Origin of the sequence: Dactylosporangium sp. NPDC006015 (assembly GCF_040614215.1) — a bacterium.
Taxonomy (GTDB): Bacteria; Actinomycetota; Actinomycetes; order Mycobacteriales; family Micromonosporaceae; genus Dactylosporangium; species Dactylosporangium maewongense.
Map to the genome: position 1 here is coordinate 296,211 of NZ_JBEXUD010000010.1, position 24,155 is coordinate 320,365.

24 protein-coding genes and 1 riboswitch are annotated in these 24,155 nt (G+C 73.9%); of the genes, 14 read left to right on the forward strand and 10 right to left on the reverse strand.

What is annotated here, in order from left to right:
• Window positions 1-83: 83 nt before the first annotated feature.
• From ABZ321_RS20635 to ABZ321_RS20645, 3 genes are read left to right on the forward strand one after another with little or no spacing between them, the layout of a single operon-like run.
• Complete coding sequence (locus ABZ321_RS20635) at window positions 84-923, forward strand: tetratricopeptide repeat protein (protein WP_354893374.1); 840 nt, start codon at window positions 84-86, stop codon at window positions 921-923.
• A 1-nt stretch (window position 924) separates the two neighbouring features.
• Window positions 925-1,722 (forward strand): hypothetical protein, encoded by a 798-nt coding sequence (locus ABZ321_RS20640; RefSeq protein ID WP_354893377.1) that lies wholly within the window; start codon window positions 925-927, stop codon window positions 1,720-1,722.
• A gap of 9 nt (window positions 1,723-1,731) precedes the next feature.
• A complete protein-coding gene (locus ABZ321_RS20645; protein WP_344502520.1) occupies window positions 1,732-2,328 on the forward strand; it encodes an ATP-dependent Clp protease proteolytic subunit in 597 nt (198 codons plus the stop codon).
• A 172-nt stretch (window positions 2,329-2,500) separates the two neighbouring features.
• Here ABZ321_RS20645 and ABZ321_RS20650 read toward each other — a convergent pair whose 3' ends face one another.
• Together ABZ321_RS20650 and ABZ321_RS20655 are read right to left on the reverse strand one after the other, a co-directional pair.
• A complete protein-coding gene (locus ABZ321_RS20650; RefSeq protein WP_344502519.1) occupies window positions 2,501-3,157 on the reverse strand; it encodes a response regulator transcription factor in 657 nt (218 codons plus the stop codon).
• Window positions 3,147-5,204 carry a sensor histidine kinase gene (locus tag ABZ321_RS20655; RefSeq protein WP_354893380.1) on the reverse strand — a complete coding sequence of 686 codons (2,058 nt, stop codon included), beginning with the start codon at window positions 5,202-5,204 and terminating at the stop codon, window positions 3,147-3,149. The genes ABZ321_RS20650 and ABZ321_RS20655 overlap by 11 nt, the downstream gene beginning before the upstream one ends.
• Window positions 5,205-5,380: 176 nt before the next feature.
• On the opposite strand from ABZ321_RS20655, the gene ABZ321_RS20660 reads away from it, so the two are divergent.
• Window positions 5,381-6,016 (forward strand): hypothetical protein, encoded by a 636-nt coding sequence (locus ABZ321_RS20660; RefSeq protein WP_354893383.1) that lies wholly within the window; start codon window positions 5,381-5,383, stop codon window positions 6,014-6,016.
• A gap of 71 nt (window positions 6,017-6,087) precedes the next feature.
• On the opposite strand, the gene ABZ321_RS20665 is transcribed toward ABZ321_RS20660, so the two are convergent.
• Window positions 6,088-6,669: a TetR family transcriptional regulator gene (locus tag ABZ321_RS20665; RefSeq protein ID WP_344502516.1), complete on the reverse strand. Its 582-nt coding sequence runs from the start codon at window positions 6,667-6,669 to the stop codon at window positions 6,088-6,090.
• A gap of 93 nt (window positions 6,670-6,762) precedes the next feature.
• Between ABZ321_RS20665 and ABZ321_RS20670 the strand changes: the two genes are divergently transcribed.
• Complete coding sequence (locus ABZ321_RS20670) at window positions 6,763-7,182, forward strand: MarR family winged helix-turn-helix transcriptional regulator (RefSeq protein WP_354893386.1); 420 nt, start codon at window positions 6,763-6,765, stop codon at window positions 7,180-7,182.
• Window positions 7,183-7,196: 14 nt separating this feature from the next.
• Window positions 7,197-8,756: an MDR family MFS transporter gene (locus ABZ321_RS20675; protein ID WP_354893389.1), complete on the forward strand. Its 1,560-nt coding sequence runs from the start codon at window positions 7,197-7,199 to the stop codon at window positions 8,754-8,756.
• A 60-nt stretch (window positions 8,757-8,816) separates the two neighbouring features.
• On the opposite strand, the gene ABZ321_RS20680 is transcribed toward ABZ321_RS20675, so the two are convergent.
• Window positions 8,817-9,557, reverse strand: a complete 741-nt coding sequence (locus ABZ321_RS20680; protein ID WP_354893392.1) for a glyoxalase — start codon at window positions 9,555-9,557, stop codon at window positions 8,817-8,819.
• Between the two features lie 303 nt (window positions 9,558-9,860).
• Between ABZ321_RS20680 and ABZ321_RS20685 the strand changes: the two genes are divergently transcribed.
• Window positions 9,861-10,271, forward strand: coding sequence for a hypothetical protein (locus ABZ321_RS20685; RefSeq protein ID WP_344502512.1), 411 nt, complete (start codon window positions 9,861-9,863; stop codon window positions 10,269-10,271).
• Between the two features lie 100 nt (window positions 10,272-10,371).
• On the opposite strand, the gene ABZ321_RS20690 is transcribed toward ABZ321_RS20685, so the two are convergent.
• Entirely contained in the window at window positions 10,372-11,157 is a 786-nt protein-coding gene (locus ABZ321_RS20690; protein ID WP_354893395.1) for a hypothetical protein, read from the reverse strand.
• Between the two features lie 89 nt (window positions 11,158-11,246).
• On the opposite strand from ABZ321_RS20690, the gene ABZ321_RS20695 reads away from it, so the two are divergent.
• The gene (locus tag ABZ321_RS20695; RefSeq protein ID WP_354893398.1) at window positions 11,247-12,494 is read left to right on the forward strand and encodes an MFS transporter; all 1,248 of its coding nucleotides are present in this window, start codon (window positions 11,247-11,249) and stop codon (window positions 12,492-12,494) included.
• Window positions 12,495-12,755: 261 nt separating this feature from the next.
• Here ABZ321_RS20695 and ABZ321_RS20700 read toward each other — a convergent pair whose 3' ends face one another.
• Both ABZ321_RS20700 and ABZ321_RS20705 read right to left on the reverse strand, forming a co-directional pair.
• A complete protein-coding gene (locus tag ABZ321_RS20700; RefSeq protein WP_344502509.1) occupies window positions 12,756-14,003 on the reverse strand; it encodes a hypothetical protein in 1,248 nt (415 codons plus the stop codon).
• A complete protein-coding gene (locus ABZ321_RS20705) occupies window positions 14,000-14,449 on the reverse strand; it encodes a hypothetical protein (RefSeq protein ID WP_344502508.1) in 450 nt (149 codons plus the stop codon). The genes ABZ321_RS20700 and ABZ321_RS20705 overlap by 4 nt, the downstream gene beginning before the upstream one ends.
• An 87-nt stretch (window positions 14,450-14,536) precedes the next feature.
• Here ABZ321_RS20705 and ABZ321_RS20710 point away from each other — a divergent pair, with 87 nt between their 5' ends.
• Window positions 14,537-15,283: a copper resistance protein CopC gene (locus ABZ321_RS20710; RefSeq protein WP_344502507.1), complete on the forward strand. Its 747-nt coding sequence runs from the start codon at window positions 14,537-14,539 to the stop codon at window positions 15,281-15,283.
• A gap of 24 nt (window positions 15,284-15,307) precedes the next feature.
• On the opposite strand, the gene ABZ321_RS20715 is transcribed toward ABZ321_RS20710, so the two are convergent.
• The 3 genes from ABZ321_RS20715 to ABZ321_RS20725 form a co-directional block, all read right to left on the reverse strand.
• Entirely contained in the window at window positions 15,308-15,688 is a 381-nt protein-coding gene (locus ABZ321_RS20715; protein ID WP_354893403.1) for a hypothetical protein, read from the reverse strand.
• A gap of 13 nt (window positions 15,689-15,701) precedes the next feature.
• Window positions 15,702-16,487, reverse strand: a complete 786-nt coding sequence (locus ABZ321_RS20720; RefSeq protein ID WP_354893406.1) for a hypothetical protein — start codon at window positions 16,485-16,487, stop codon at window positions 15,702-15,704.
• A gap of 76 nt (window positions 16,488-16,563) precedes the next feature.
• Window positions 16,564-17,415 carry a hypothetical protein gene (locus ABZ321_RS20725; protein WP_344502503.1) on the reverse strand — a complete coding sequence of 284 codons (852 nt, stop codon included), beginning with the start codon at window positions 17,413-17,415 and terminating at the stop codon, window positions 16,564-16,566.
• Window positions 17,416-17,485: 70 nt separating this feature from the next.
• Window positions 17,486-17,627: riboswitch (cobalamin riboswitch) on the forward strand.
• Window positions 17,628-17,660: 33 nt separating this feature from the next.
• On the opposite strand from ABZ321_RS20725, the gene ABZ321_RS20730 reads away from it, so the two are divergent.
• From ABZ321_RS20730 to cobM, 5 genes are read left to right on the forward strand one after another with little or no spacing between them, the layout of a single operon-like run.
• Complete coding sequence (locus ABZ321_RS20730) at window positions 17,661-19,727, forward strand: VWA domain-containing protein (RefSeq protein WP_354893410.1); 2,067 nt, start codon at window positions 17,661-17,663, stop codon at window positions 19,725-19,727.
• A gap of 2 nt (window positions 19,728-19,729) precedes the next feature.
• Window positions 19,730-20,332: a cob(I)yrinic acid a,c-diamide adenosyltransferase gene (gene cobO, locus ABZ321_RS20735; protein WP_344502501.1), complete on the forward strand. Its 603-nt coding sequence runs from the start codon at window positions 19,730-19,732 to the stop codon at window positions 20,330-20,332.
• A complete protein-coding gene (locus tag ABZ321_RS20740; protein ID WP_354893413.1) occupies window positions 20,326-21,666 on the forward strand; it encodes a cobyrinate a,c-diamide synthase in 1,341 nt (446 codons plus the stop codon). Before cobO ends, ABZ321_RS20740 begins: the two co-directional genes overlap by 7 nt.
• Complete coding sequence (gene cbiE / locus ABZ321_RS20745) at window positions 21,657-23,384, forward strand: precorrin-6y C5,15-methyltransferase (decarboxylating) subunit CbiE (RefSeq protein ID WP_354893416.1); 1,728 nt, start codon at window positions 21,657-21,659, stop codon at window positions 23,382-23,384. Before ABZ321_RS20740 ends, cbiE begins: the two co-directional genes overlap by 10 nt.
• Window positions 23,381-24,124: a precorrin-4 C(11)-methyltransferase gene (gene cobM, locus ABZ321_RS20750; RefSeq protein ID WP_354893419.1), complete on the forward strand. Its 744-nt coding sequence runs from the start codon at window positions 23,381-23,383 to the stop codon at window positions 24,122-24,124. Before cbiE ends, cobM begins: the two co-directional genes overlap by 4 nt.
• The last annotated feature ends 31 nt before the right edge of the window (window positions 24,125-24,155 follow it).

Sequence of the window (24,155 nt, forward strand, 5' to 3'; positions counted from 1 at the left end):
GAAGTAGCAGCCCCGGGGAAACGGGAAAATCACTCTGAGACGATCGCGGACGGTCACGGGCCGGCGGCTGCTAGGTTGCGCGGGTGGAGTTCGACGAGTCACGCTGCATCGACCTCGCGGGCCGCATCAACCGCGGCGACATGATGATCGGGATCCTGCCGCTCACGGCGGCCGAGGAGGTCGTCGCGGGGCTCAGCGCCGCCGGCCGGTCGGGCAGCGCCCGCGCCTGGACCGAGCTCGGCCACTGCTACCTCGGCGTGAGCGGTGCCGTGCTCGCCCCCACCTTCCCCTCCGGCGGGACCACGCTGGACCAGGCCCGGCAGTGCTTCGCCGAGGCCGCCGCGCTCGGCGACCGCGACGGGGCGCTGCTCTTCGCCCGTTCGTGCGCCGACGGCCCGGCCGACGCGCAGCGGGCGGCCCGCGAGCACCTGCGCCCGCACGCCGCCACCGACCCCGCCGCCCGCTACCGGCTGGGCCTGCTGGAGCAGTGGCTCGGCGACCCGGCCGCCGCCGTGCCGCACCACGAGTGGGCCGCCGCGCAGGGCGACGCCGACGCCGCCTTCGAGCTGTACGTGCTGCACGCGACCGGCGAAGGCGTCCCCCGCGACGAGGACCTCGGCCGCCGCTGGCTGCTGCGCGCCGCCGACCTCGGCCAGCCACGGGCGCTGTACAACCTCGGCGCCGCCCACGCCACCGGCGACGGCTTCCCCGCCGACCTGACCCTCGCCGCCGCCTACTACCGCCGCGCCGCCGACGCCGGCAACCCGCGCGCCGCCGCCATGCTCGGCTACATGCACCTGACCGGCGAGGGCGTCCCCGAGGACGCCGCCACCGCCGCCCACTGGTTCGACACCGCCGAGGACCTGGGCCACCCCGTCGACGACTGGCTCGACCACCTCGGCCTCGACCGCCCCCACTCGTGACATGACCGACCCTGCGCACCCGGCTCCGACCTCGGTTGCGGCTTTGGTTTCGGCGCGGCGGCCGGCGGACGTCGTCACCGCGGCGGGCCACCATCTGGGTGACCTGCTGACCGGCACCGGTTTCGCATGGTCGACCCGCCGGCGCAACCTCACCCGTACCGTCGAAAGCGTCACGCACGAGGTCTCCCTCCAGCCGTCGTCGATGAACCGCGCGGCCGGCACCATCACCGTGCAGACGGTCCTGATCCTGCACGACGCGGCCCTGACCACCTGGCGGCGGGCCAACCCCGGCCGCTGCCTGCTCCCGGACCAGGGCGGCTGGGCGATCGGTCACCCGCTCGGGTACGCGGCCGGTCGCGCCAACGGCTACGTGTACGGCGACTTCCCCGACGGCGAGATCGACCTGACCGACCCCGCCCGCCGCCCCGCGGCACTCGCCACCTTCGCGGCCGTGGTGCGCGACGCGGTGCTGCCGTGGTTCGACGAGGCGGGCAACCCGGACCGGGCCGTGGTCACGGTGCCCGGCGACCGCACCAACTCGCCGTCGTCGCTGGTCGAGTGGCTGGCCGCCCGCGACCGGCCCGACCTCGTCGAGCCGTACCTGGAGCGCTGTCTGCGGAGAAACCCCACCTGGGGCGACCGCCTCCGCCTGGGCCACGAGCTCGCCGCCGCGGGCCGGCACCCGTTCCCCACCTACGGCGGGGATCTCGCGGTCTGCCTGGGTTGGTCGGCGAGCCCGGCTTCCGCCCGCAGCGGAATGGGGACACGGGGTGCGGCGGGTGGGGGCGAGGTCGCCTAGGGTCGGCGTATGGAGCACAGTTTGCGGTTCCGGCCCGAGTGGCGGCCCGACGAAGACCCGCAGCCGCCGCAGGCGCAGCACGCGCCGTGGCTCGACGAGCAGCTGTTCGGTCGGCGCATGGTGTTTCTGCGCGGGGTGATCGAGCCCGAGATGGCGGGCAGGGCGGCGGCGACGCTCCTCGCACTCGACGCGATCGGCGCCGATCCGATCACGCTGCACCTGTCGGCGGAGGAGGGACAGCTGGCGGCGGTGTTCACACTCGTCGACGCGCTTGATGCCGTGCACGCCCCGGTCCACGCGACCGCCGTCGGCCAGGTCGGCGGCGCCGCCCTCGGGGTGTTCTGCGCCGCGGCGACCCGCACGGCGTTCGCGCACGCCAGGTTCCGCCTGTCGGAGCCGAAGGTGACCAGCCCGGGCGGCACCGCCGATCAGGTCGTCGCCGAGGCCGGGCGCTACCTGCGCGACCTGGAGGACCTGGTCCTGCGCATCGCCGCCGCGACCGGCCAGCCCCGCTCCCGCATCGAGGACGACCTGTCCACCGGCCGCGTCCTGTCCGCCGAGGACGCCGTCGAGTACGGCCTGATCTCCTCCATCACCTCCCGCTGACCCACCCGTCCCGCCCGAGGCGTGCTCGCCTCAGACGCTCCATCGCGAAGTGCTCCCGGGTGGCGCTGGTCCCCGGGTCTTCCGTGGCTGCTCCCGCGTGGCTGCTCCCGCGCGGCCCGGGACAGGCGTTGGTCAATGCTCGGCTTGCGGCATTCGTGCTGATGGAGTGTGGCTACTGGGGGCGGCCGAGGCCGGCCTCGCGGGCGCGGACGATGGCCTCGGAGCGGTCGGCGACCTGGAGCTTGGCGAAGACGTTCGAGACGTTGTTGCGGACCGTCTTCTGGGACAGGTAGAGGGTCTGGGCGATCTGTGCGTTGGAGCGGCCCGCGGCGAGGAGCTCGAGGATCTCGCGCTCGCGGGCGGTGAGCTCGGGGAAGGCCGTCGTCGCGGTCGGGGGGCCGGCGGCGAAGAACTCGGCGATGCGGCGGGCGAGGGTGGCGCCGAAGACCGCGCCGCCGGAGGCGACCGTGTTGATGGCGCGGACGATCTCCTCCTGTTCGGCGCCCTTCACGAGGTACCCGCGGGCGCCGGCCCGGACGGCGCTGAAGACCGTGCCGTCGTCCTCGGACATGGTGAGCACGACGACGCCGACGGACGGGGCCTCGGCGGAGAGGCGGCGGGTAGCCTCGATGCCGTTGAGGTCGGGCATCTGTACGTCCATGACGACCACGTCGGGGAGCAGGTCGACGGCGAGGGCGACGGCCTCCGCGCCGGTGGCGGCGGTGCCGACGACGTCGATGCCGTCGACGGAGCCGAGGAGGACGGCGAGGCCGTCGCGGAAGATCGGGTGGTCGTCGGCGACCAGGACCCGGACCGGTTCATCGGCCATCGGCCACCTCCTGACGTGAAGATCCTAGAGGCAGTGTGGCGCGCACGGTCGTGCCGCCGTCCGGCGGGCACTCGATCTCGCAGTTGCCGCCGAGCTCCGAGGCGCGTTCCCGCAGCGAGATGAGCCCGACCCCGGACGGCGTGCCGGCGGCGATCCCGGCGCCGTCGTCGGTCACCGTCACCACCAACCTGTCCGAAGCAACGGAAAAATCAGCGGAAACCGACGACGCCCGCGCGTGCTTCGACACGTTCGTCAAGGCCTCCGAGGCGATCCGGTAAGCGGCCACCTCCACCGCCGCGGGCAGCCCCGAGGGCAGGGCGCCCTCGACGCGGATCGCGAGGGCGGGCGTGCGGAGGCGGTCGGCGATCTGGTCGACGGCGCCGATCAGGCCCACGTCGTCGAGGGCCGGTGGGCGCAGGTCGTGCACGAGGCGGCGTACGTCGGCGAGCGCGGTCGACACGTCCTCCCGGGCCTGCCGCAGGATGTCGTCGGCCCTGGACGGCGAGGACTTGAGCAGGTTGCGGGCGGTGTCGATGCGCAGCGCCACCCCGCCGAGCGCCGGGCCGAGCCCGTCGTGCAGGTCGCGGCGCACCCGGCGGCGCTCCTCCTCGCGGGCCCCGACCAGGCGTTCCCGGCTCAGCTGCAGCTCGGCGGCGAGGTGGCTGGAGCGCGCCGCGGCCGCCGCCTGCCGGACCACGTCGGCGAGGAGCCGCTCGTCGCGCGGGGAGAGGTCGGTGCGGGGTCCGCCGGCGGGCAGGATCAGCCTGCCGACGGTTTCGCCGCGGTACGTGATGGGCAGCGTAGAACAGTCCGGGACCGGCTGCCCGTGCTCGGCGAGCAGGGTCGAGTCGCCGCCGCGGTGGACCTCGACGGCGACGTAGGGGGCGTTGAACGCCTCGGCGACGCTGCGCGCGACGGCGAGCAGCTGGTCCTCGGGGCTGTCGGTGCGTTCGAGCTGCTCGGCGAGGCCGGAGACGACACGGTACGGGTCGTGTCGCCGCCCGAGCACCACGCGCTGGACCAGCTGCCAGAGGCGGTGCCGCAGCGGGCCGTACACGAGCATCACGACGAGCAGGCCGGCGAGGGCGGCACCCTGCTCGCCGAGGAGGGTCGTCGCCGCGGCGAGCAGGATCGCGTCGACGGCGACGACGAGCGTGGCCAGGGCGCCGTAGAGCACGGTGCCGCCGAGGAGCCGGTCGATGTCCACGAGACGCGGGCGCAGGATGCCGACCGCGATCGCGCCGCCGGTGACGACGATCGCCACGAACAGGCCGAACGACAGCGCCGACTGGGGCAGCAGCAGCGCGGAGAGCATGACCAGCACGTCGACGACGCCGGCCCAGACCAGCCAGCGCATGCGGGTCTTGGCGAGGCCCTCCGCCTGCCGGTACCGGCGGAACACCACCGCGAAGGGCACCAGCAAGCTCAACGGCAGCGCCGCATAGCCGAGGCGGAGCAGGACGGCCCAGACGCCGTCGGGCAGCGGGAGCGTGAGCAGGTCGATCGAGAGCTTCAGCGCCGCGGAGGGGTCGTCGCCGCCGCCCTGCGCCTCGGCGATGCGGGTCGGGACGAACAGCAGCGTGACCGGCAGGACCGCGGTGAACCCGAGGCTGACGAACGAGGCCCAGCGCCAGCGCCCCTCCGGCGGCCGGCCGTCCGGGTAGAAGATCAGCAGCAGCGGCAGCGAGAACAGCAGCGCCGCGCCGAGCCGCTGGTAGAGCCACCAGGAGATGGTGACGCCGGGCAGCCAGGGGTCGTGGGCGGTGGCGTACGCGACCCACGACGCGAACGTGCCGTCGCTGGACCAGTGCAGGCCGGTGACGCACAGGATCCAGGCGACCGCGTTGCGCGGGACCTTGCGGGCCAGCAGCGCGCCCGGCACGGCGAGGGCCAGGCCGGCGAGGCCGGAGATCCAGCCCGCCTCGATGCCGTCGGTGGCGCGGCGCTCGGCGCCGATCGCGGTCTCCAGGACGATCGAGATGATCGTCGAGGCGAGTGCCAGCAGGACGAAGAGCCCGCCGGCGATGGTGGGGAGCCGCGTGCGCATGCGGCCATCGTGTCAGCCCGGCAGTCCCGCGGTCCCGGGGACAGCAGTCCCGTCCGGGCCGGGACACGGGAAGGGACGCCATCGGGGGCGCGCGGCCCTGCCGCCCGGGTCGCGGTGGGACGCAGGATTCTCGGCATACCCGGCGAGCCCCGCCGCCTCACATAAAGGAACCTGCCATGACGATCCGCACCGAGCCCGTCCCCGCCCGCACCGACGTCCTCACCGGCCAGCAGCCCGCCGCCGCCATCACCGTCGGTGGCGTCCGCAAGCTGGGCCTGGCCCTGACCGCCGGCACGGCGGCGTGGGCGGCCAGCATGTTCACCGTCGGCAACAACCCGACCGACTCCCTCGGCCTCACCATCACCGACGCCACCGGCGGACTGTTCCAGCTGGGGCTGTTCGCGCTGCTCGCCGTCCAGGTCCGGACCCGCGCGACGGGCCTCACGAAGGTGGCCCGCGGCATGCTCGTGGTCGAGCACGTGCTGCTGGCGATCGCCACGCTGTGGAGCGTCCTGCACGCCGTCCCGGCGCTGCGCGACGCGGCCTGGCTCGTCCCGATGGACATCTTCTGGCCGCTGTCGATGCTCGGTATGGCCGTCATCGGCGTGAAGCTGGCGATCACCGGCCGGTGGAAGGGCGTCGTGCGGATCTGGCCGGTGGTCGCGGAGAGCTGGGCCGTCGTCACCGTCCCGGTCTTCGCCACCTTCGGCTCGCCGCTCGCGGACTACGTCGGCGGCGGCCACCTGCTCATCGGCTACATGACGCTCGGCGTCCTGCTGATGCTCCGCCCGCAGCTGACCGGCGCCCGCTGACCCCCGCCACCCAGCTGCCGCATCGGAGCCGCTGACCCCCGCCGCACGGGAGCCGCTGACCCCGATTCCCCCTACCCGCGGAAGCCCTCGCCCGTCACGGCGAGGGCTTCTCGCATGACGTCGATCAGCGCGGCGCCCCCGGTGCGGTCCGGGTATGCCTGGACCGCGACCCGCACCGACGCCATGAACGCCGCCGCCATCAGACGGGCGCGGATCGGCCCCTCGACCCCGCGGGCGACCAGCTCGGCGGTGAGGCCGTCCTCCATCGAGGTGTACGTGGTGACCTGCTGCGCCGCGAGCGCCGGGTGCCGGCGGACGAGCCGCACCTGGGCGATCCAGCGCGGGTCCCGGGCGCCGAGCACCTGGAACACCTCGACGGCGGCGGCGGTCAGCACCTGCCACGGCGCCTCGCCGGCGGGCCGGGCCCGCACCGCGTCGATGAGCACGCACATGCGGGCGTGGTCGCCGTAGAGGAACGCCTCCTCCTTGCTGGCGAAGTAGTTGGAGAACGTCCGCCTGGACACGTCCGCCGCGTCGGCGATCGCCTCGACGGTGACCCGGTCGAGGCCGTGCTCGATCGCCAGCCGGACGGCGGCCTCGTGCAGGGCCTGCCGGGTGGCGGATTTCTTGCGTTCCCGCAGCCCGGTGCTCACGTTCCGAATGTTACCCACTTCTCACTGAGAAAACTTGCGCACTGGGCAACTTTTTCTGATGCTTGTAGAAGGCAAGTAATTGGGGAGGTGTCCATGCTGCGCGACGATCTGTACGAGCTGATGAAGGTCCTTCGCGTGCTCAAGCACCGCCGCCGGCATCCGGTCCTGCCGTCGGGCACGGTCGGGCTGCTGCAGGCGATCGACCGCTCGGACGGCGGCCGGCACCTGAAGGAGGTCGCGGCGCGGTGCGCCCTCGACCAGTCGACGACCAGCCGGGCGGTCAGCGCCGTCTCGCAGGCCGGCCTCGTCCGGCGCGTCCCCGACCCGCACGACGGGCGGGCCACCCTCCTCGAGCTCACGCCCGCCGGCCGGCAGACCCTCGCCGACGCGGTCGCCTGGTATGACGGCCTGCTCGCCGGCGCGCTGCGCGACTGGAGCCCAGAAGACCTCGAGCACTTCAGCGGCTACCTGCGCCGCTTCGCGAACGACCTGCACCTGGAGGCAACACGATGAGTCACGCCAAGCCGATGTCGCATCGGCAGATTCTCGAAGCGTTGAGCGGGCTGCTGCTCGTGTTGTTCGTGGCGCTGGTGAGCTCCACCATCGTCTCCACCGCCCTGCCGAAGATCATCGGGGCGCTCAACGGCACCCAGGGCCAGTACACGTGGGTCGTCACCGCCACCCTGCTCACCGCGACCGCCTCCACCCCCATCTGGGGCAAGCTGTCCGACCTGTACAGCAAGAAGCTGCTCGTCCAGATCTCCATCGTCATCTTCGTCGTGGGCTCGATCCTGTCCGGCCTGTCGCAGAACGCCGGTGAGCTGATCGCCGCGCGCGCCTTCCAGGGCATCGGCGTGGGCGGCCTGCAGGCGCTCGTCCAGGTCGTCATCGCGGCGATGATCCCGCCGCGGGAGCGCGGACGGTACAACGGCTACCTCGGCGGCGTGATGGCCGTCGCGACCGTCGGCGGCCCCCTCCTCGGCGGCGTCATCGTGGACACGTCGTGGCTCGGCTGGCGCTGGTGCTTCTTCGTCGGCGTGCCGATCGCCGTGATCGCGCTGTTCGTGCTGCAGAAGACCCTGCACCTGGTCACGGTCAAGCGCTCTGTCAAGATCGACTACCTGGGCGCCTCGCTCATCGCCGCGGGCGTCAGCGTCCTGCTCATCTGGGTCTCGTTCGTCGACGGCTCGTTCGCGTGGCTGTCGTGGCAGACCTTCGCGATGGTCGGCGCCGGACTCGTCCTTCTCGCCACCGCGGTACTGGTGGAGGCCCGCGCGGCCGAGCCGGTCGTGCCGCTGCAGATCGTCCGGCAGCGCACCACCGCCCTGTCGATCGTCGCGAGCCTCTCCGTCGGCATGGCCATGTTCGGCGGCGCCGTCTTCCTCGGCCAGTACTTCCAGATCGGCCGGGGCTACACCCCGACCGAGGCCGGCCTGCTCACCATCCCGATGATGGCCGGCGTCCTGGGCGCCTCGATCATCGTCGGCCGGCTGATCACCCGCTCGGGCAACATCAAGCCGTACATCGTGGCCGGCACCGTCATCCTCGTGCTCGGGTTCGCAGCCCTGGCCACCATCGACCACGAGACGTCGCTCGTCTTCGTCGGCGCGGCCATGCTGCTGGTCGGCGTCGGCGTCGGCTCCTCCATGCAGAACCTCGTCCTCGCCGTGCAGAACACCGTGCCCCTGAAGGACATCGGCGCGGCGAGCTCGACGATCGCCTTCTTTCGCTCGCTCGGCGGCACCATCGGCGTCTCCGTCCTCGGCGCCGTCCTCGCCCGCCGCGTCACCGACAACATCACGCACTCCCTGGCCGCGGCGGGTGTCCCCGCCGGCTCCGGCGGCGGCGCCAGCAACCTCAACCTCGGCGCCCTCCCGCCCGCCCTGCAGCACATCGTCCGGGCCGCTTACGGCGACGCGACCGGCCACATCTTCCTCATCTCGGCCGGCATCGCGCTCGTCGGCGTGGCCGCCGCGGCCCTGATGCGCCCGACCGCGCTGCGCACCACCCTGGACCTGGACACTCCCGCCCCCGAGACTTCGCCTTCGACGCAGCCTTCGGGGAAGGTGACCGCCCCGACGCACTGACCCGTCCGCTCGACAACCCGGTGGATCGACGGATCCACCGGGTTGTCCGCGCTTCACGCGTCAGTCCGCGGGCAGCCAGGGCTCGAGCACGGCGGGGTCGGCGACGGCGGCCCGCACCGTGGCGCGTTCCTCGGCGGTGAGCGGGAGGCTGCGCAGCTGGGCGCCCCACTCCGGGACGCGGCCGGGGTCGTCGAGGGCCGTCGCCAGCTCGATGAGCGAGGCCAGGGCCACCGCGCGTTCGAGGGTGGTGGCGCCGTCGGCGTGGCGGCGGAGGCCGGAGTTCAGGGCGCGGAACGCGGCCAGGTCGTCGTGCTTGAACTCGCGCAGGATTCGGGCGTTGTCGAGGACCTTGGCCAGGCCCTGCAGGTGCTTGGCGCCGCCGTACTCCAGCTCGGCCGGCTCGTCGCGCTGGATGAAGACGATCGAGTTGCCGGACGGGTCCACGACCGTGAAGCGCGACGCGCCGGGGCGGAAGCGGGTGATCCGGGGCAGACCCTTCGCGAGGATCTTGCCGTACGAGCGCCGCATCGCTTCCGTGAACGCCGCGTGATACGGCGCGACCAGGTCGACCATCACCAGGCAGCCGCCGATGTCCTCCCGTGCCGCGTCGATGCCGCCCGGCGGCTGCTTGTAGTGCAGCCCGACCCCGCGCCACTGGAAGGCCAGGTACAGGTAGGGCCGGCGCTGCTCGTACGTGACCGCGAACCCCAGCGAACGCCAGAACGCCACGGTCTCCTCGGGGGCCACGCACGGCAGCAGCGGCACGGTGGTCTCGTTGGGCTGCACCAGTTCCTCCAGCATGGTGCGGCAGTGTGCCAGAACCCGGACGGACTCGCACATGCAAGAAATAATTGGTGAAATGCAAGAAATTGACACCGGTGGGTTGGTGTCATGGAGCCGGTGGACATCGACACCCCCGCGGCGCCCCCGAGGTGTTCGCGACGCTGACCCTGGAGCCCTACCCCAACGCGACGTCATCTGAAGAACGGGCCGATCCGGGGATGTGCGGGTGGCACGTTTCCGGGATTTTGGGTCTGGCGGACGCCCGTACCGTTAGGTCCAACAGCGCAACACCGAGATGACGCATCCGAGAGGACCACCCCCATGAGCGAGTACGGCGAGATCGAGACCAGCGAAGGCCACAGCGGCCTCGCGGAGGCGCACGAGGCGAGTGTCGGCGAGCAGGACTACAACTCGCAGTACGGCATCCTCGAGACCGACCACCAGAGCATCGAGCACACCGAGTACGAGAACGTCAAGCACATCGAGTACACGGACGCCGCGGGCAACCACTACGAGGTGACCGAGTACACGCGGTACGAGCACACCGAGATCGAGCAGGAGCACACCTTCGCCGCGTACGGCCAGGAGGGCTCCGCCGGGTTCGGTGCGGCCGAGATCGAGGGTGCCGAGGCGTCGGACGCGCACGTCATGTCGCTCACGGAGCGCTTCGAGAGCTTCCTCGGGAACGTCATGGACGGCCCGAACTACGAGATCTCCGACAGCAGCGCCTGACCACCCGCCGGGTGCGTCTCGACTGCGCTAGGAACGCCGGTCGGCCTTCGGGCCGGCCGGCGTTCCGCGGTTCCGGGAGCCCGCAGGGCAGGACCGGGCGTCAGGAGTACGTGGCGATGGCCGGCAGCATCTCCGCCATCCGGTCCCACGCCACCGGCGCCGGCACCCGCACGAACACGAACTCGACCACCACGCCGTCGGACGCCCACGCGCACCAGGCCTCGGGCGTGGGGAGCCCGACGGAGTCCCGGCACAGCGCGACGCCGCCGATCGTGAGCGGGCCGCGCCGCACCATCTCCTCGGCCCACAGCGTGGTCTGCGCGCGGGCCGGGTCCTGCGCGGCGAGCCACGCGTCGACCGCCGCCTGCGGGCCGTCCTGCGTGAAGCGCGCGCCGACCTGCCCGGTCAGCATCACCATGTACTGAGGGTCGAGCGGATCCTCGTAGGTCGCCGAGTACGGATCCGGGACCGGCGGGGGATCGTCCGACCGCCGCATCGTGCCCGCCTTCGCCGGGGCCTTGAGCGCCCACACCCGCGGCGGACCCGCCGGAGCGCTGCTGGGCGGCCGCGACGACAGCGACGGGGCGGCCGGCGCGGCGGGCCGGGAGTAGGTGGGCGCGGCGGACCGGGGCAGCTCCGGCTTGTCGTTCAGGTAGGCGGACACACAGACGCACGCGACCAGGCTGACCACGCCGGCGAGGACGAGGGCCACCACGGCGGACGGCCGGGCCCCCTGGGCGAAGGACGGCGCGGGTGCCGGCTGCGGCGGTGGCCCGTACACCGGCGGCGTCGGGAACCCGTCGGCCGGCGCGCCCCGCTCCTCCGGGTCGCCCGGCGGCGGTCCGTCGGGCGGGTGCCAGCCGTGCCCGGACTCCGGTACCACCACAGCGAACCCCCCGTCACCACCCTTGAACCCGCGAAGGATACGGGATCAGGGGCCCTGCGGTCGGATGCGGCGGCGGTACGGTGGCGGACATGGCGACCATGAGGACCGTCGATGCGGGGCGCGGGCGTGCGGACCTCGGGATCCTCACGGCCGGGCTCGCCGTGTCGGTCGCCGGCGACGCCGCCGCGTTCATCGCGCTGCTGCTGCGCCTCCAGCCGCAGGGCAGCGGGTGGGTCGCCGCGCTCCTCGCCGCGGAGCTGGTGCCGGTCGTGGTGCTGGCCCCGGTGGTGGGCCGCGTCGTCGACCGGCTCGAGACGCGGGGCGTGCTGATCGTCGCGCTGCTCGGCCAGGCGCTGGTCGCGGTGCCGCTCGCGCTGCTGGACGGCCCGCTGCCGACGGTGCTGCTGTTCGCCGCGCTCGCGGCGCTGGCAGCGTTCGTCCGGCCGGCGACGAGCTCGCTGGTGCCGGCCATCACCGGGCCCAGCGGGCGGGAGCGCGGCTACGCCCGGCTGTCGCTGGGCTTCGGCCTCGGCTGGATCTTCGGCCCCGCCGTCGGCGGGCTGTTCACCGGCTGGTTCGGCGTGCGGGCCGCGGTGCTCGCCGACGCGGCCACGTTCGCGCTGCTCGCCGGCGCGTGCGCGCTGCTCACCGTCCGCCGCCGCCCCGACCCCTCGGCCGCGGCCGACGACCGGTCCGGCGGGCTGCGGCTGCTGCTCGCCGACCGGGTCCTGACCGTCGCGGTCCTCGGCGTCGCGATCAGCGTCGGCGCCGCCATCGTCGACAACGTCGCGGCGCCGTTCCGGTTCGTCGACCAGCTCGGCGCCTCCTCCGCGCAGTACGGCCTCTACCTCACCGTCTGGGGCGTCGGCGTCCTCGTGGGCTCGCAGCTGCTGCCCCTGCTGCACCTCAGCCACCGGGTCGCGGTCGCCGTCGCGTGCCTCGCCATGGGCGCCGGCATCGCGGGCATCGGCCTCGCCCCCGGCCTGCTGCTCGCCTACGCCGCCGCGGCCCTCGGCGGCGCCGGCAACGGCATCCTCAACGTCGCCCAGAACGCCCTGATCACCGCCCGCACCCCACCCGAACGCCACGGCCGCCTCTTCGCCACCGTCAGCGCCGTCAACCAGACCGCGATCGGCGGCGGCACCGCGGCCGCGGCCCCGCTGGTCGCCTGGCTCGGCGGCGGCGGCGCCCTCATCACCGCCGGCCTGACCACGATGGCCGCCGCCGCGGCCCTCCTCCTCGTCACCACCGGCGCCACCAAGCCCACCGATCCCATCGAGCCCGGCGATCCCGCCGCCGGCGCCAAGGAGCCCACCAGCGAGCAGGCGTCCGCCTGAACACCTCCGCGGAGGGGTGGATCAAGGTGGGAGATACCGGGCAACGGTGTCGGGTGGGTGACAGGTCAGCGCAAGTGTTCGCCAAGTCCGCGCCAAGTGGCGACCTGCATGCTCTTCTCAGCGGCAACCGAAAGGGTCCCAACCCCCCGGGACCCTCGTACGGACTAGCTCGAAGGCCCCCCTTCGATACACATATATCGCTGGACCGGTAGAGCGGCGCTCCTCCCTCGCGCCGCTCTACCAAGCATTCCGGCGCGGGGTTCAGCCGGTGAAGAGCAGCAGCAGGCCCGCGACGGTGTAGGCGACCATCAATCCCAGCAGCGGCACCTGGCCGGTCATGGCCTGGGCGCGGGGGAAGACCTTCAGGGCCCGGTCGTGGGCGAGGACGGTGCCGACGAGGTGGCCGAGGATGATCGCGGTGATCTGGACGTTGGCGACGCCCGTCGGGGTGATCACGCCGGTCCACGGGTCGAAGTCCGGCCGGTCGAACAGGAGCGCGACGGTGCGCTGGCCCTCCAGGACGAACAGCGAGTAGTAGTGCGCCACGACGTAGCCGACGACGATCGGCACGATCGAGTGGGCCAGCTCGCCCGGCATGCGCTCCGCCGACGTGTGGCCGCGCCGGCCCGAGGTGCGGGTCGCCACGGTGTACGCGAGCGCCACCGCACCGATGACCGCCAGCAGGCCGAGGGTGCCGGTGACGGGGGCGGGCAGCCCGTTCTCCTGGGTGAACCGCAGCCAGAAGAGCGCGCCGGACATCGCGTCGTAGAAGGTGGCGCCGAGCAGCACGACGGCGACGGCGACGAGCCCGGGCGCGGGGCGCAGGCCGGCGATGCCGTCGAGGGGGTTGCGCCAGGCGAGCGTGCCGTCGGGGCGGCGGCCGATGACGGCGAGCCGGCCGGCGAGGTCGCTGAGCACCTCGAACGCGTCGCCACGGGTGTGCCAGTCGGGGCCGTAGACGAAGGCGCCGGCGAGCATGGCCACGGCGTACACGGCCAGCCAGGTGCCGATGACGGGCAGGGTCGCCCGGTCGGGGGCGACGAGCTCCAGCCACGCGAACGCGAAGAGCCCCGCGGCGGCGGGCCAGTAGCCGAGGCCCTCGGGCAGCGGGCGGCGGGGCTTGAAGCCCAGCGACAGCGTGCGCAGCGGGTTCAGGGCCCGCCAGACGGGGCCGAGCAGGAGCGACAGCGGCACCAGCCCGACCCAGAACAGCACGTACACGATGCCGGCCGCCGGGTTGTCGGCCGTGTCGGGCAGCGTGAACGTCCACGCCAGGACGGCCAGCAGCAGGATGCCCACGAGCCGGGGGATGACGGCGGGCACCGGGATGGTCCGCACGGGGCGGCCGGCGGCGGGGTCGAGCCGCGGGGCGCGCCACGCGACGCCGAGCACCACGAACGACACGATCAACGCGGCGGCGGCGCCGACGAGCAGCTGGCCCAGCGTGAGCGGCAGGTCCTGGCGGCCGCCGACACCGTGGGCCAGGACCGGCGCGAGGTCGGTGTTCAACGGACCACGAGCTGGAAGAGCACCAGGTGCGACGCGTGCGTCTCCACCTCGAACAGCCCGGTCCGGTCGACCCGCAGCTCGAGCGACGCGGGCGCCCCGGCCGGCAGCGCCAGGCTCTTGTCGTAGCCGTGGACGTGCAGCTCGTCGGCGACGTCGGAGGTGACGGTGATCCGCACCAGGTTGCCCTTGGCGACCTCGACCCGGCCGGTCGGCGGCGTCACCTTCTTCTTCGCGACGGTGACGACGATCTCCTTGTCGAAGGTCGCGACCGGCGACGGCGGTGCCGAGGAGGTTCCCGCCGTTGGTGACGGCGCGTCGGTACCGGCGGCGGCGGCCGTCGCGGTCGTGGTGGACGGCGCCGGCGCAGGTGTTGCAGGGTCGGCGGAGCACCCCGTGAGGGCCAGGACGAGCGCGGCGGCGAGGACGGTGGCACGAGCTGCAGGCACGGAAAGGCTCCCGAGGCGACGGGGGGTTTGTCAGGGCTGTGAATTTAGCGTCTTGTCGCTCATGGGGGAACCCGGCATCATGTGCCGATGCGATCGGTCCGTGTAGGTGCGTCGAAGATCGCGGTGCTGGCGCTCGTCGCCGTGCTCGGCGTCGTGCTGCCCGCACATCCTGCCTCGGCCCACGGCCAGCTGGCCATGTCCGACCCGGTGCAGGACAGCACCGTCGACAAGCCGCGCGCCGAGGTGGCGCTGTACTTCACCGAGCAGCCCGCCTCGTTCGCCTGGTTCACGGTCACCGCGCCGTCCGGGCTGCGGGTCGAGGGCGGCTGGCGGACCGGGGAGCCGAAGCGGCTCGACAAGCCCGTCCAGGAGTACTTCATGGTCGACGGGAAGTTCGAGCCCAGGTCGTACAACACCGGCTTCCCGGCGCTCGTCCCGGTGTCGCACTGGCCTGAGCAGGGCCTTTACACGGCCGCCTACCAGACGGTCGCCTCCGACGGGGAGGCCGTGAAGGGGCAGCTGCGGTTCACCTACAGCGGCCCGGTGACGCCGGCGCCGGCGGGCTGGACCGCGCCGACCGCCGGCCCGTCCGAGGCGCTGACCCGCGCGCTCAACAAGGAGGGCACCCCGCCGGCGGCGGTCGGGCCGACCCAGGGCCCGCAGCAGGCGCAGCCGCCGGTGTCGGCGCCGGCGCCGGTGAAGACGCCGTTCGTGCTCACCGACTGGCTGATCCCGGCGCTGCTCATCGTGGGTGTCGGCCTCATGATCGGGCTCGCGGCCCGGCGCGCGCCGGTGCAGCCGGAGAAGAAACGCCGCAAGGCCGCCCTCCGCTGAGGAGGACGGCCGCGACGGCACCGGTCAGCCGGTGGTGGTGCCGCAGGTCGCCTGGATCTGCGCGGTGAGCCGCTCGGCGAAGGCCGGGTCGGCGATGACCCGCTGCTGGTACTGCTCGACCTGCGTGTCGGCCAGCCCCGTGTACAGGGGTTTGCTGGCGTACGCGTCGGCCATCGCCGCCGGGTCGGTGTAGACCCGCGACTGGACCGAGCACAGGTGCGCCGCGGTCGTGTCCAGGAAGATCGTCTCCATCCGTTCGGGTGTCAACGACGCACTGGCGGACGGTCCGGCCGTCGACGGTGCGGAGATCTTCGCCGGGGTCTTCGAGCCCTCGTCGCCGCAGCCCGCCAGGCCGGCGGTGACCGCGAGGGCGGCGATGGTGAGCAGCACACGCGAGCGGATCATGTCAGCGTCCTCCTCAGACGACGACCAGCGTGAGGTCGTTGGTGTCGGTGATGCCGCCGTACGTCTGCTTGACCGTCAGCTTGTAGGTGCCCACCGCCACGTTCGTGGCGTCGAACTTCACGGCGGCGAAGTCGTCGGTGCCGACGGCCAGCGCCGCGGCCTGGTTGGGCTGGGTGTACGCGCGCTCCTGCGGGTAGCTGACGACCAGGCCGGTCGGGCCGCCGGAGACGGTGATGCGCAGGTCGTCGACGCCGCCCTTGCGCGCCTGGAACACCAGCTGCGACCAGACCGGGGTCTTCTTCGGCACCGTCACCGTCGAGGTCTTCTGGGTGACGGCGTCCCCGGTGACCGACACGACCGGCAGGGTCGCGACCTGCGAGCCGGTGCGCTTCGTGCCGGTGCAGGTGGTCGCGCCGTCGGCCTTCTCGGTGTACGAGTAGTTCAGCGTCACCGGGTTCAGCGACACGAGCTTGTTCGTGGCGACGCTGATGTTGAACGCGATGTAGTCCACGCGCCCGGCGGCGAGCGAGTCACCCTTCGACAGCGACGAGTAGCTCTGCGTGTTCGACGGGTACGTGATGGTGAGGCCCGCCCCGGAGGCGGTGACCCGCACGTCGCAGACGTCGCCGGCCGCACCCCACAGTGTGCCCACCCAGCCCGACTGCCCCGGCAGCATCGGCGCGAGCAGCGGCACCACCAGGCCCAGGTCCGGGGTCGCGGCGCTGGCCGGCGCCGCGGCGGGAACGATGGCGGCCGCGCCCGCGGCGCAGGCGAGGGCGATCGAGGCTGAACGGCGCATCGGTAGAGGTCCTTCTCTGTTGATGATGGCTGCCTGATGACGAATTCCAGATCGGCCGGGCCGGCGGCCGGTTGAGCTAGCCGGTGAGCGCTATCCAGGTGTCGTACTGGTGCACCGCGATTCCCTCGAACGCGGCATAGCGCTGCGCGGCCCGGTCGACGTCGCTGAGCGTGGCCCGCATGGCGCTGTCCGTGCCGCCGTGGAACGTGCAGTACGCGCAGTCACCGAGCGCCTGCGTCTCCGCGCCCAGCCGGGCCGGTTTCGCCGCCTTCCCGGCCCGCCGCAGCAGGTCGTCGGCGACGCCGAGCATCGAGTTGCCGCCGGTCGCGGTGTTGCGGTAGCTCATCACCGTGACGCCGTCGACCCGGGCGAGCACGGCGTCGGCCAGGTTCTCCCCGCCGACCTGGACCGTCGGCAGCCAGAAGGGCACGTCGAGCTCGACCGGCGGGCCGATCAGCACCAGCTCGTCCAGCAGCCGCAGCAGCTGCGGTACGAGCGCCGCCTGCCGCTCCTCCCAGGCCGGCAGCAGGTAGGGCTCGACGTCGACGTGCAGCCCCCGGAACAGGCCGGACGCCGCGGCGGCCCGCGCCCAGGCGAGCGCGGTCGCGTGGTCGGTCGTCCAGGCCGGTTCGCCGCCGAGCGCGTCGAGGGCGATCCCGGCGTCGTCACACAGCGCACGCAACCGGGTCAGCTCCGTCACGTCGGCGCGCGGGTCGTAGTACGCGAAGATCGTCGTCACCGAGCGTGCCTTCGCCCAGTCGACGACGGCCTCCGGCCGCTCCCGCTCCCACAGCCACATGGCCCGGGTGCCCGGCGGCGCCACGCTCGTCTCCGGCGCCAGGGGCGGCAGGCGCGGCCGTACCGACGCGACGAGCAGACCCATGGTCAACACGACGCACAGGACGGCGTGCGCGACGCTCCTCCACATGTCATCTGTTCGGCCGGTCGTGCCCGGCCCGAAGGATTTGGGTCACGTTGACGTCACTGGGAGCCGTGGGACACGATGAACCCCGAGCGGTCATAGGGAGGAACCCAGTGCGAATCTGGGACGGTCCCGCCACTGTGACCGGGGCGGTCACCCTTCGTGGGGCGGGCGCGACCCGGGAGTCAGAGACTCCAGCCGCTCGTGCGTGATGACCCAGCGGGCGCGGACCCGCCGAAGGGAATGTGCCCGTGACGTCGCCGTATCCGTTCTCGGCCGTGGTCGGCCTGCCCGACCTGCGCCTGGCCCTGCTGCTCACCGCCGTGTCACCGGCGATCGGTGGGGTCCTCGTCCGGGGTGAGAAGGGCACCGCCAAGTCGACCGTCGTGCGTGGCCTCGCCGCGCTCCTGCCGGAGGTCGACGTCGTCGCCGGCTGCCGCTTCGCCTGCGACCCTCTGTCTGCCGACCCTTCGTGCCCCGACGGCCCGCACACCGCCGGCACGCCCGCCGCCCGGCGCCGCTCCGCGCTGGTCGAGCTGCCCGTCGGCGCCACCGAGGACCGGGTCGTCGGCACCCTCGACCTGCAGCGGGCCCTCGGCGAGGGCGTGAAGGCCTATGAGCCCGGCCTGCTCGCCGCCGCGCACCGGGGCGTCCTCTACGTCGACGAGGTCAACCTGCTGCCCGACCACCTCGTCGACCTGCTCCTCGACGCCGCCGCGATGGGCCGCGCCCACGTCGAGCGCGACGGGGTCTCCGTCAAGCACGCCGCCCGCTTCCTGCTCGTCGGCACCATGAACCCGGAGGAGGGCGAGCCGCGGCCGCAGCTCGTCGACCGGTTCGGCCTGGTCGTCGGCGTGGCCGCGCCCGCCACGGTCGAGCCGCGGGCCGAGGTGGTGCGGCGGCGGCTGCAGTACGAGAACGACCCGGCTGGGTTCGCCGCCCGCTACGTCGAGCAGGACGCGGCCCTGGCGGGCAGGATCGACGCCGCCAGGCAGATCCTGCCCCGGGTCACGCTGCCGGACGCGCAGCTGGACCGGATCGCGCGGATCTGCATCGCGTACCGGGTGGACGGCCTGCGCGCCGACATCGTCGTGGCCCGCACGGCGGTCGCCGTCGCCGCCTGGCACGGCCGGACCGTCGTGACGAAGGACGACCTGCGGGACGCGGCCCGGCTCGCGCTGCCGCACCGGCGCCGCCGCGACCCTCTGGACCCGCCGGGCGCGGACCAGGAGCGCCTGGAGGAGATCCTCGACCAGGAGCTCAACGGCCCCGACGACGCTTCCGACGACGGCGGCTCCGACACCGACGGCCCTGACACCGACGGCCCCGATGGCGGCGGCCCTGTCGGCCCTGACGACGGCGGCCCTGGCGACGGCGGCCCTGACGGCGGTGGCCCGCCTCCGCCGAGCGCTTCTACCGGCTCGTCCGACATTTCCGGCTCGTCGGGTCCGGTCGACGATCCGGGTGGCCGCCCGACCCTCGAACAAACGATGGTCAATACGTCGGACGTCGATGGGGACACCGGTCCCGCCACGGGCCCGGCCGGGGACCTCGCGTTCGCGCAGGCCCCGTACAAGACGCGGCTCTTGAAGATCGGTGGGAGGGCCAACCGGCAGCAGGGCTCCCACGCCGGGCGGCGCTCACCCGCGCACGGCCGGCACGGCCGCGTCGTGCGGTCCCGGCAGCCCAGCGGCAAGCTCGTCAGCCTGCACCTGCCCGACACCGTGCGCGCCGCCGCGCTGCGCGGGTCCCGCCGCGTCCACGCCCGCGACCTGCGCGAGGCGGTCAAGGTGGGCCGGGAGGCCAACCTCGTGCTGTTCGTCGTCGACGCGTCCGGGTCGATGGCGGCCCGGCAGCGGATGACCGTCGTGAAGACGGCCGTGCTGTCGCTGCTGCGCGACGCGTACCAGCGCCGGGACAAGGTCGGCATGATCACCTTCCGCGGCGCGGAGGCCACCACGGTCCTCGAGCCGACCGCCAGCCACGAGGTCGGCGTGCTGCGCCTCGCCGAGCTGCGCACCGGCGGCCGGACCCCCCTCGCCGCGGGACTGCGCCAGGCCGCCCGCACGCTGCACGGCGAGAAGCGCCGCGACGCCCACCGCCGCCCGCTGCTCGTCGTCGTCACCGACGGCCGCGCGACCAGCGGGCCCGACCCGATGACCGTCGCGCCCGCGCTCGCCGGCATCCCCGCGGTCGTCGTCGACTGCGAGTCCGGCCCCGTGCGGCTCGGCCTCGCCGGCCGCCTCGCCCGGGCCCTGTCCGCCGACTGCCTGCCGCTGTCGGCACTGTCCACCGCCGCGATCCACACGGGGAGCTGAACATGCCGCAGGGCAAGGTCGAGAGCGTGCCGGACGACGGGCTCACCACCCGCCAGCGCCGCCGGCAGCACATCCTGGCCGTCCACACCGGACAGGGCAAGGGCAAGTCGACGGCCGCGTTCGGGATGGCGCTGCGCGCCTGGAGCGCCGGCTGGCCGATCGCCGTCTACCAGTTCGTGAAGAGCCCCAAGTGGCGCGTCGGCGAGGAGACCGCCCTCAAGGCCCTCGGTGAGACCGGCAAAGGCGGCCCCGTCGTGTGGCAGAAGATGGGCGAGGGCTGGTCCTGGATCCAGCGTCCCGGCACCGAACGCGACCACGCCGCCGAGGCCGCCGAGGGCTGGGAGCAGATCAAGCGCGACCTGGCCGCGGAGGCGCACCGGTTCTACGTGCTCGACGAGTTCACGTACCCGATGAAGTGGGGCTGGGTCGACGTCGCCGACGTCGTCGCCACCCTGCGGGACCGGCCCGGCAACCAGCACGTCGTCATCACCGGCCGCGACGCGCACCCCGACCTCGTCGCGATCGCCGACCTCGTCACCGACATGACGAAGGTCAAGCACCCCATGGACGCGGGGCGTAAAGGCCAGCAGGGCATCGAGTGGTAGCACGCATCGTCGTCGCGGCGCCGGCCTCCGGCCACGGCAAGACGACCGTGGCGACCGGGCTCCTCGCCGCGTTCGCGGCCCGTGGCCTGCGCGTGGCGCCGTTCAAGGTCGGCCCGGACTACATCGACCCCGGCTACCACGCGCTCGCCGCCGGCCGCCCCGGCCGCAACCTCGACCCGGTCCTCGTCGGCGAGGAACGGATCGGCCCGCTGTTCGCGCACGGCTCATCCGGCGCCGACGTCGCGGTCGTCGAGGGGGTCATGGGCCTGTTCGACGGGCGCACCGGCGCGGGCGAGCTCGGCTCCACCGCGCACGTCGCGAAGCTGCTCGACGCGCCCGTCGTCCTCGTGGTCGACGCGACCGCGCAGGCCCGGTCGATCGCCGCGGTCGTGCACGGGTTCCGGTCGTTCGGGTCCGGCGTGCGCATCGCCGGGGTGGTGCTCAACCGGGTCGGCTCCGACCGGCACGAGCAGATCCTCCGCGACGCGTGCGCCGAGGTCGGCACGCCCGTCCTCGGGGTGCTGCGCCGCCACGACGCGGTCGCCGCCCCGTCCCGGCACCTCGGCCTCGTCCCCGTCGTCGAACGCCACGCCGAGGCCCTCGAGTCCGTGCGGGCCCTCGCCGCCGTGGTCGCCTCCGGCGTGGACCTGGACGCGGTCCTCGCCGTCGCCCGCTCGGCGCCCTCGTTCGCCGCTGCGCCGTGGACGCCGTCGGTGGGTGAGCCCGTCGCCGGGCGGCCCGTGGTCGCGGTCGCCGGCGGGCCCGCGTTCTCCTTCAGCTACGCCGAGACGGTCGAGCTGCTCACCGCCGCCGGCGCCGAGGTGTCCATCGTGGACCCGTTGCGGGACGAGGCGCTGCCGCCCGGCACGCGCGGGCTCGTCGTCGGTGGCGGTTTCCCCGAGGTGTACGCCCAGCAGCTGTCCGACAACACGCCGCTCCGCGAGGCGGTCGCCGCGCTGGCCGCCCGCGGCGCCCCGATCGCGGCCGAGTGCGCCGGGCTGCTGTGGCTGGCGCGGACCCTGGACGGCCGGCCGATGTGCGGGGTGCTGCCCGTCGACGCCGCCATGACCCCGAAGCTGACCCTCGGCTACCGCGACGCCGTCGCCGTCGCGGACAGCGTCCTCGCCGCCGCCGGCACCCGGGTCAGCGGCCACGAGTTCCACCGCACCGCCGTCACCCCGTCCTCCGGCGCCACGCCCGCGTGGGCCTGGCACGGCGAGCGCGGGACGGTCCGGGAGGGGTTCGCGGCTGGGTCGGTGCACGGGTCGTACCTGCACCTGCACTGGGCCGGCGCCCCGCACCTCGCGCACAGGCTGGTCTCGGCATGCGCGTAGTGCTCGGGTTCGGCGCCCGCTCCACCGCCACCGCCGCCGACGTCGAGGCCCTCCTGCCCGCCTTCACCGGCGACGTGGTGCTCGCCCTGTCCACCGTGGACACCCGGGCGGGCCTGGCGGAGGAGCTGGCGTCCCGGCACGGCTGGGAGGTCGTCACCCACCCGGCGTCCGCGCTCGCCGCCGTCGAGGTGCCGAACCCGTCGCCGCGGGTCGCCGCCCACACCGGCACCCCGAGCGTCGCCGAGGCCGCCGCACTGCTCACCGCCCGCGCCGCCGCATCCAAGCCCCTCCCCGGCCGGTCCACCGCGCCGCCGTCGGCTGGGTCCGCCGCGCCGCCGTCGGCTGGGTCCGCCGCGCCGCCGTCGGCTGGGTCCGCCGCACCGGCCTTGGCTGGGTCCGCCGCGACGGTCCCCGGCCGGCCTGACGTGCCACCCCACGCACAGACGTTGGTCACTACGACCTCGCTCGATGGACCGGCGGTGCTCGTCGTCGCCAGGCGGTCGTCCGCGGTCGCGACCCTCGCCGTCGCGGCGGTCGCGCCCGAGGTGACCGTCGTCGGGATCGGCGCCGACGGCCTGGAGTCCGTGTCGCCGGCCGGGCGTGCCGCGATCGCCGAGGCCACCGTCGTGTTCGGCAGCGGCCGGCAGCTCGACCTCGCCGCCGTCACCGCGAAGCGGGTCGAGTGGCCGTCGCCGCTCGTGCCCGCCCTGCCGCGGCTGCTCGCCGAGCACCACGCCGACCGGGTCGTGGTCCTCGCCAGCGGCGACCCCACGTACTACGGCATCGGCAGCACCCTCGTCAGGCTGCTCGGCGCGGCGCACGTGCACGTGGTGCCGCACCCGTCGTCGGTGTCCCTCGCGTGCGCGCGGCTCGGCTGGGCCCAGGACGACGTCGAGGTCGTCAGCGCCGTCGGCCGGTCCGTCAACGCGCTGCGCCGCGTCCTCCACAATGGACGCCGGGTGCTCGTCCTCAGCTCCGGCACCGCCACCCCGCCGTCGGTGGCCGCGATCCTCGCCGAGACCGGGTTCGGCGACAGCACCGTCACCGTCCTGGAGTCGCTCGGCGGCCCGGACGAGCGGATCCACCACGACGTCACGGCCGCCGGCCCGCTGAACGTCGTCGCCGTCGACTGCCGCGGCAGCGGTGCCGCCCTGACGCCGGGACTCGCGGACGACACGTACAGCAGCGACGGCCAGCTCACCAAGCGCGAGATCCGCGCCGTCACCCTCGCCGCCCTCGGCCCCCGCCCCGGCGAGCTGCTGTGGGACGTCGGCGCCGGCTCGGGCAGCATCGCGATCGAGTGGCTGCGCGCGCACCGCTCGTGCCGCGCCGTCGCCGTCGAACGCGACCCCGTCCGGGCCGAGCGGGTCACCGCCAACGCCCGTACCCTCGGCGTCCCGCACCTGTCCACAGTGGTCGGTGCCGCGCCCGGCGCGCTCGACGGCCTCGCCCCGTCCGAAGCGGCACCGGACGCCGTCTTCATCGGCGGCGGCTTCACCGCGGCAGGGGTGTTCGAGCGCTGCTGGTCGGCGCTGCGCCCCGGCGGCCGGCTCGTCGTCAACGCGGTCACCGTCGCCTCGGAGCGGCTCGTCGCCGAGCTCCACGAGACGCACGGCGGCTCCCTGACCCGGATCGCGGTCCAGCGTGCCGCACCCGTCGGCGGGTTCCTCGCCTGGCGGCCGATGATGCCGGTGACGCAATGGGTGGTGTGGAAATGACGGTGTACTTCATCGGTGCCGGACCGGGCGCCGCGGACCTCATCACGGTCCGCGGCCGCGACGTCCTCGCCCGGACCCCGGTCTGCCTGTACGCGGGCAGCCTCGTGCCGGTCGAGCTCCTCGACGTGTGCCCGCCCGGCGCCCGGCTCGTCGACACCGCGAACCTCGACCTCGACCAGATTCTCGCCGAGCTGACCACCGCGCACGCCGCCGGCCTCGACGTCGCCCGGCTGCACTCCGGCGACCCGTCGGTCTTCAGTGCGATGGCCGAGCAGCTGCGCCGCCTCGATGCCGCGGGCGTGCCCTACGAGATCGTGCCGGGCGTCCCGGCGTTCGCCGCCGCGGCCGCCTCCCTGGGCCGCGAGCTGACCGTGCCGGGCGTCGCGCAGACCCTCATCCTCACCCGCACCGCCGCCCGCGCCACCCCGATGCCCCCGGGCGAGGAACTGTCCACACTGGCCGCCAGCCGCGCCACGATCGTGCTCCACCTGGCCGTGCAGCGCATCGCCGTCCTCGTCGAGGAGCTGGTCCCCTGGTACGGCGAGGACTGCCCCGCCGCCGTCGTCGCCCGCGCCAGCCGCCCCGACGAGGTCATCCTCCGCGGTACCCTCGCCGACATCGCCCAGAAGGTCCAGGAGGCGGGCATCCTGCGCACCGCCGTCATCGTCGTCGGCCGCGTCCTCACCGCCGAGGAGTTCCCCGACAGCCACCTGTACTCCACCACCCGCCACCGCTCATGAGCCTCGACCCGTAACTCGCCGGCGACGAGGT

Excerpts from the sequence above, each read along its gene's own strand:
- ABZ321_RS20640 (WP_354893377.1), top strand. The coding sequence starts at position 925 with ATGACCGACCCTGCGCACCCGGCTCCGACCTCGGTTGCGGCTTTGGTT.
- ABZ321_RS20645 (WP_344502520.1), top strand. The coding sequence starts at position 1,732 with ATGGAGCACAGTTTGCGGTTCCGGCCCGAGTGGCGGCCCGACGAAGAC.
- ABZ321_RS20650 (WP_344502519.1), bottom strand. The coding sequence starts at position 3,157 with ATGGCCGATGAACCGGTCCGGGTCCTGGTCGCCGACGACCACCCGATC.
- ABZ321_RS20655 (WP_354893380.1), bottom strand. The coding sequence starts at position 5,204 with ATGCGCACGCGGCTCCCCACCATCGCCGGCGGGCTCTTCGTCCTGCTG.
- ABZ321_RS20660 (WP_354893383.1), top strand. The coding sequence starts at position 5,381 with ATGACGATCCGCACCGAGCCCGTCCCCGCCCGCACCGACGTCCTCACC.
- ABZ321_RS20670 (WP_354893386.1), top strand. The coding sequence starts at position 6,763 with ATGCTGCGCGACGATCTGTACGAGCTGATGAAGGTCCTTCGCGTGCTC.
- ABZ321_RS20675 (WP_354893389.1), top strand. The coding sequence starts at position 7,197 with ATGTCGCATCGGCAGATTCTCGAAGCGTTGAGCGGGCTGCTGCTCGTG.
- ABZ321_RS20680 (WP_354893392.1), bottom strand. The coding sequence starts at position 9,557 with ATGCTGGAGGAACTGGTGCAGCCCAACGAGACCACCGTGCCGCTGCTG.
- ABZ321_RS20685 (WP_344502512.1), top strand. The coding sequence starts at position 9,861 with ATGAGCGAGTACGGCGAGATCGAGACCAGCGAAGGCCACAGCGGCCTC.
- ABZ321_RS20695 (WP_354893398.1), top strand. The coding sequence starts at position 11,247 with ATGGCGACCATGAGGACCGTCGATGCGGGGCGCGGGCGTGCGGACCTC.
- ABZ321_RS20710 (WP_344502507.1), top strand. The coding sequence starts at position 14,537 with ATGCGATCGGTCCGTGTAGGTGCGTCGAAGATCGCGGTGCTGGCGCTC.
- ABZ321_RS20715 (WP_354893403.1), bottom strand. The coding sequence starts at position 15,688 with ATGATCCGCTCGCGTGTGCTGCTCACCATCGCCGCCCTCGCGGTCACC.
- ABZ321_RS20720 (WP_354893406.1), bottom strand. The coding sequence starts at position 16,487 with ATGCGCCGTTCAGCCTCGATCGCCCTCGCCTGCGCCGCGGGCGCGGCC.
- ABZ321_RS20725 (WP_344502503.1), bottom strand. The coding sequence starts at position 17,415 with ATGTGGAGGAGCGTCGCGCACGCCGTCCTGTGCGTCGTGTTGACCATG.
- cobO (WP_344502501.1), top strand. The coding sequence starts at position 19,730 with ATGCCGCAGGGCAAGGTCGAGAGCGTGCCGGACGACGGGCTCACCACC.
- cbiE (WP_354893416.1), top strand. The coding sequence starts at position 21,657 with ATGCGCGTAGTGCTCGGGTTCGGCGCCCGCTCCACCGCCACCGCCGCC.
- cobM (WP_354893419.1), top strand. The coding sequence starts at position 23,381 with ATGACGGTGTACTTCATCGGTGCCGGACCGGGCGCCGCGGACCTCATC.